Below are 6,000 nucleotides of genomic sequence, written 5' to 3'. Positions count from 1 at the left end.
AATGGCCGACATTCTTCTGCAGGTGATAATGCTTCATGGAGTCCGGCAGGTTCGGTGTCATATCCAGCGCCGCCTGGGTCTGGCCGACACCGGAAATGTCGTCGAGCTCGCCTTCAACGCAGAGAATGGCGGTTCTGGTGATCTGCTCGGTTTTCACCGGATTCCAGCGCGCCATCATCTCGCCCTTCGGCAGGGAATGCTTCTGGAACACGGCTTCCACCGTCTCCAGATAGAACTCCGCCGGCAGATCCATGACCGCCAGATATTCCTCGTAGAAGGCTTTCTTCTTGTCCGCCTCCTCCTCGTCGCCCTGGACCAGATGATCGAACAGCTCGTTGAGCGAGATCATGTGCTTGTCGAGATTCATCGAGATGAAGTTGGTGAGCTGGATGAAGCCCGGATAAACCCGGCGTCCCATGCCCGGATAGGGCGGCGGCACAACGGTGACGACATGGCGCTCGAACCATTCGATCGAATGCTCCTTGGCCAGCTTGTTCACCGCCGTCGGATTGCGCCGGGTATCGATCGGACCGCCCATCAGCGTCATCGAGGCCGGCGCGCAATTATCGCCCCAGCCGGACATCACGGAAACAGCGGCCAGCACCGGCACACTCGGCTGGCAAACCGCCAGGACGTGGGTGTTCGGGCCGAGGTAATGCAGGAAATCGATGATGTAATCGATATAGTCACTGAGATTGAACCGGTCGGCCGTGATCGGCACATAACGGCAATCGTTCCAGTCCGTCACGTAGACATCATGGTCCGGTAACATCGCTTCCACGGTACCCCGCAACAGAGTTGCGTAATGCCCTGAAACCGGCGCCACCACCAGAAGCTTCGGATCGTTGCGTTTGGTGTCGCGTTTGAAATTCACCAGGCTGCAGTAAGTCCGGTGAATGACGGTCTCTTCCTCGATCGCGACTTCCTTGCCGTCGATCACCGTCTTGTCCAGCCCCCACTCGGGTTTGCCGTAGCGCCGGGTAACCCGCTCGAACAGTTCCGCGGCTGAGCCGATCTGCTTTCCTAACGGTGTATAGGAGAGCGGACTCCAGGGCGCCATCACCGTGTTACGCACGGCCTGCGCTCCCATCCGCCATGGCATGATCGCCATGCGGGTCGCTTCATACATGTGATACAGCATCGCTTAAGCTCCGCGTTCCGGCGGGCGCGAACGGCCGGGCACGATCGCCCGCCGTAAAGTCCGCACAATAACTACACAATACTGGCATTCAAATTGCTGCATTGCACCAAAGAAAGTGCGCGGCCATTCCCGCCTGTCGAAATGTATAGACAGCGGCCTTAATGCAGAGCCGGCGACTTCAGCAGCGCATCCCGCGCGATCGACCGGACATTGGTGCTCAGAATTTCGCCGTTCCGGGCAAGCGACAGCGGCACCGTCACCCCGGCATCTCCAAGCGACCAGACATGGCGGAAGAACTCCGCCAGGGATTTGACCTGCTCATCGTCCACGGCAACGACAATGTCGCCAACCTTGATATCGGCTTCATCCGCGGGGCCGTTCGCGCTGAGCGCGGCCACCACCACCTGGTCCTGGACTTCCGTGCCAAACAGCCCGAGCCAGGGACGTGACGGCTTTTCCACCCGGCCATAGGTCGACAATTGCTCGAGAATGGGTTTCAGCAGATTGATAGGGACCACCATGTTCCCGTCAATCGCCGTGTCCTCGCCCGTCTGCTGCACCATCAGCGAGCCGATGCCGAGCAGACTGCCGTCCGGGCCGATCAGCCCGCAGCCGCCCCAGTTCGGGTGCGCGGGCGCCGTGAAAATCGCTTTATCGAGAAGATATTCCCAGTATCCGGCGAATTCGCGAATGGCCATCACTTCGGCCGCGATCGCCCCCTTGCGGCCGCCGAGACCGCCGATCACAACAGAATCGCCCTCATTCAGGACATCCGAATCACCCAGCGGCAAGGCCGGCAGGTCGAGGTGGCCGAGGGCCTGGATCAGACCAAACCCGGTTTCCTGATCATACCCCATCACATGGCCGGCGACCGCACGCCCGAAATTGTCGGTAATCCACACTTGCTCGGCTTCTGTCACGAGATAGCCGATGGTCAGAACCAGGCCGTCTTCCCGGATGACAACGCCATTGCCGCTGCGCTCCGTGCCAAGCAGGTCGGCCGTATAAGCATCGTCAGGAATTGCTGTGCGAACGCCAACGAGGGAAGCGTAAATACGATCAAGATCGTATCCGTAATCTTCCTGTCTCGGCGAATGTGCGCGTTCTTGTTCCATCTAATAGTCCTGGCACTCTCTGTCCTGGCAGCGCGGCGGTGTCGCCCCTGTATGTGTTCAGTATACAGAGCCGCTTCGCTGTTGGAAGAGCATCCCCCGTCTTAAACAGCACCGGTCAACGCCGATGGGGAACTCTACGGGCAAAGGTCAGTATAGAGGCACTGCGTCCGGCCTAGCGGCCGCGCATGTAGCGTCTTTCAGGACGATACGGATGCAACAAGGCATGTACCGACTTGCGAACGATTTCCATAAAGCGGACCATTCTGTCCAACTCCGTCTGCTGGATGGATCCGAAGCGCCCGCTCGCGCGGCCGTCTGATCCAATCCGGGTTTGAACTGTTTCAGTGCAATGCAATAGGCGGGCCAAGAGATGGTCGCTGCATCACGGTGCTCAGAATGCGATATAGGAATGAAAATATCGTAAAGAACCCCGTGCCATTGACCAAAAAACGCACATTGCGGACGGGTTGTGAACAATGTCACTCCCGCGCCTGTGGAATTCGGAATGAACAACGCACGACACGAATTTGACCAATTGATCAGCATACTGGCTAAAGAATGAGCAAAAGACCGGCAGCCTTCCTTGATCGCGACGGCGTTCTCAACCGGGATACCGGCTATGCGCATCGCCCGGATCAGATCGAATGGATCGACGGTGCGATGGAGGCGATCTCCCTGCTGAAGAAGCGCGGATATCTTGTTTTCGTCGTGACCAACCAGGCCGGCATTGCCAGAGGCTATTACGATGTGGCGGATGTCGAGGCCCTGCATCAGTGGATGGATGCGCAGCTGCGTGCGCAGGGCGGAGGGATCGACGATTTCCGCATCAGCCCCTATCATCCTGATTTCGACGATGGCCGCTTCACCGGCCTCGCGGACTGGCGCAAGCCGAAGCCGGGAATGATTCTCGATCTTATCGGTCATTGGGATATCGACCTCTCCCGCTCCTTCATGATCGGTGATCGCATGACGGACATGGAAGCCGCCGAAGCGGCCGGTCTGCCGGGCCATCTCTTTGAAGGCGGAAGTCTGCTGCAACTTGTGAACGGATTGCTGCCCGCCGCACCGAATTGAGCGAGCGCACAATAAAATGGTTTTGAATTCCGCATTGCGGAACCGCCGCTTGCGTGCCGGAAGGCGGATCAAGAGGATGCGCCTCGATTTCTGAACATTGAAACCTACGCGGAAAGGGCCTCGCGATGACCAGCCGGATCCAGATCGGCGCTCTGCAGATCGACCAGACGCTCTATGACTTCATGAACGAAGAGGCCCTTCCAGACACCGGTGTCGCACCGGAGGCCTTCTGGACCGGGTTCGAGCGTATCGTGTCCGATTTCGCCCCGAAAAACCGGGCGCTCGTCGCCAAGCGCGATGTGCTGCAGGAAAAGATCGACACCTGGCACAAGGCCAATCGCGCCGCCGGTTTCGATCTCGAAGCCTACAAGCTCTTCCTGAAGGATATCGGCTATATCGTGCCGGAAGGCCCCGCCTTCTCCGTCGGCACGGCGAATGTCGATGCGGAAATTGCCACGGTCGCCGGCCCGCAGCTCGTCGTCCCGGTGATGAATGCACGCTACGCGCTGAACGCCGCGAACGCCCGCTGGGGCAGCCTCTATGACGCGCTTTACGGCACCGACGCGATCTCCGACGAAGGCGGCGCTGCCGCAGGGGGCGCCTACAATCCGGCGCGCGGCGCCAAGGTTATCGCCTGGGCCCGGGATTTCCTGGACATGGCGGCACCGCTCTCCAGCGGCAGCCATGCGGATTCCGTCGGCTACAGCATCGTCGACGGCCAGCTTTCCGTGACGTTGAAAGACGGCATGACGACCGGCCTGAAAGCCCCGTTCCAGTTCGCCGGTTATAACGGTGATGCGAGTGCCCCGGACGACATCCTGATCCGCAATAACGAGCTGCATTTCGAGATAGTCATCAACAAGGACCATCCGATCGGCAAAGGCGATCCTGCGGGCATTGCCGACATTGTCGTCGAAGCGGCCCTGACCACGATCATGGATTGCGAGGATTCGGTCGCGGCGGTCGATGCCGAGGACAAGGTGCTGGCCTACCGGAACTGGCTCGGCCTCGCGAAGGGCGATCTGACCGAGGTCTTCCAGAAGAACGGCGTCGAAGTCATTCGCAAGCTGAACCCGGACCGCACCTATACCGCACCGGACGGAGGCACCGTCACGCTGCACGGGCGCAGCCTGATGCTGGTCCGCAATGTCGGCCTGCTGATGACCAACCCGGCCATCCTCTATGACGGCGGCAAGGAAATTCCGGAATGCCTGATGGATGGCGTGTTCAACGCCGCCATCGCCCTGCATGACCTGCGCGGCGCCACCAAGGGTGGCAACAGCCGCGCCGGTTCCGTTTATACCGTGAACCCGAAGATGCATGGCCCCGAGGAGGTCGCCTTCATAGAGGCGCTCTTCACCGAGACCGAGAAGCTGCTCGACCTCGCGCCGAACACCCTGAAAATGGGCATCATGGACGAGGAGCGCCGGACCACGGTGAACCTCAAGGAATGCATCCGGGCCGCCAAGGACCGGGTGGTCTTCATCAATACCGGCTTCCTCGACCGCACCGGCGACGAGATGCACACCTCCATGGAAGCCGGCCCGATGATCCGCAAGGGCGACATGAAGGCGTCTCCCTGGATCAAGGCCTACGAGGACTGGAACGTCGATATCGGGCTGGAATGCGGTCTGCAGGGCCATGCCCAGATCGGCAAGGGCATGTGGGCCATGCCGGATCTGATGGCGGAAATGCTGAAGCAGAAGAAGGGCCATCCGGAAGCGGGCGCGAACACCGCCTGGGTGCCGTCCCCTACCGCCGCCGTGCTGCACGCCACGCATTATCACGAGCTGAATGTGAAGCAGCGGCAGGATGAGTTGAAGACCCGTGGCCGGGCCAATCTGGACGATATCCTGTCCATCCCGGTGGCCACGCGCCCGAACTGGGATGCGGAGACCATCCAGCAGGAACTCGACAACAATGCCCAGGGTATCCTTGGCTATGTGGTCCGCTGGGTCGATCAGGGTGTCGGCTGCTCCAAGGTGCCGGACATCAACAATGTCGGCCTGATGGAAGACCGCGCGACCCTGCGGATTTCCAGCCAGCATATCGCCAACTGGCTGCATCACGGTGTCTGCGATGCGGCCCAGGTCGAGGAGACCATGAAGCGGATGGCCAAGGTGGTGGACGGCCAGAATGCCGACGATCCGGTCTATACGCCGATGGCCCCCGACTTCGACAAGAGCATCGCCTTCCAGGCCGCCTGTGATCTGGTCTTCAAGGGCCGGGAGCAGCCGAGCGGCTATACCGAGCCGGTGCTGCATGGCCGCCGTCAGGAAGTGAAGGCTCAGGGTTAAGAGCGACCACGGTTAAACACATCCGGAAAAGAGACTGGCGATTATGCGCCGGTCTCTTTGTCTATGTGGGCGGTGCTGGTGTCAGGCCTGGCATGAAAAGATCTGTGCCTAGTCTTCGTCCGTCGGTGGCCGCAAACCGAGATCCATGACCTGCTTGCGGGCTTCCTCGTCCTCAACGCCGCCCATGGCGGACAGCAGCATTGCGGCGGCGACGATCCCTTCCATATGCGCTTTCAGAGGTGACAGTCCGCGCTCGAAGGATTCCTCAACCGTCTCAAGATAGGCATCTTCGATCATGCTTCTGGTGCTGTCGTCCACGGTGACCTCTGTCGGCAAGAACAATTCAAGGCCTATTCCGTCGCGCCTCTCTTTG

Annotated in this window: 5 protein-coding genes; 2 read left to right on the top strand and 3 right to left on the bottom strand. The window is 60.1% G+C overall.

Annotated features, from left to right (window positions below; genetic code table 11):
* On the bottom strand, positions 1 to 1,141 hold a 1,141-nt coding region (phaZ, locus tag AAC126_RS07675), incomplete at its 3' end, for a polyhydroxyalkanoate depolymerase (RefSeq protein WP_339851784.1).
* Positions 1,142 to 1,299: 158 nt separating this feature from the next.
* A complete protein-coding gene (locus tag AAC126_RS07670) occupies positions 1,300 to 2,256 on the bottom strand; it encodes a S1C family serine protease (protein ID WP_339851781.1) in 957 nt (318 codons plus the stop codon).
* A gap of 558 nt (positions 2,257 to 2,814) precedes the next feature.
* Between AAC126_RS07670 and AAC126_RS07665 the strand changes: the two genes are divergently transcribed.
* Both AAC126_RS07665 and AAC126_RS07660 read left to right on the top strand, forming a co-directional pair.
* On the top strand, positions 2,815 to 3,330 hold the full coding sequence (locus tag AAC126_RS07665) for an HAD family hydrolase (RefSeq protein ID WP_339851779.1): 516 nt from the start codon (positions 2,815 to 2,817) through the stop codon (positions 3,328 to 3,330).
* Between the two features lie 125 nt (positions 3,331 to 3,455).
* A complete protein-coding gene (locus tag AAC126_RS07660) occupies positions 3,456 to 5,627 on the top strand; it encodes a malate synthase G (RefSeq protein WP_339851777.1) in 2,172 nt (723 codons plus the stop codon).
* Positions 5,628 to 5,735: 108 nt separating this feature from the next.
* Here the strand turns inward: AAC126_RS07660 and AAC126_RS07655 are convergent, their stop codons facing one another.
* Positions 5,736 to 5,963: a hypothetical protein gene (locus tag AAC126_RS07655; RefSeq protein ID WP_339851774.1), complete on the bottom strand. Its 228-nt coding sequence runs from the start codon at positions 5,961 to 5,963 to the stop codon at positions 5,736 to 5,738.
* Between the last annotated feature and the right edge of the window lie 37 nt (positions 5,964 to 6,000).

This window comes from uncultured Nisaea sp. (assembly GCF_963974195.1).
Classification (GTDB): domain Bacteria; phylum Pseudomonadota; class Alphaproteobacteria; order Thalassobaculales; family Thalassobaculaceae; genus Nisaea.
This window is presented reverse-complemented; position numbering and strand designations above follow the sequence as displayed.

What these genes read in the sequence shown, in the direction of transcription:
- AAC126_RS07660 (WP_339851777.1), top strand. Translation starts at nt 3,456, where the DNA reads ATGACCAGCCGGATCCAGATCGGCGCTCTGCAGATCGACCAGACGCTC.
- AAC126_RS07665 (WP_339851779.1), top strand. Translation starts at nt 2,815, where the DNA reads ATGAGCAAAAGACCGGCAGCCTTCCTTGATCGCGACGGCGTTCTCAAC.
- AAC126_RS07670 (WP_339851781.1), bottom strand. Translation starts at nt 2,256, where the DNA reads ATGGAACAAGAACGCGCACATTCGCCGAGACAGGAAGATTACGGATAC.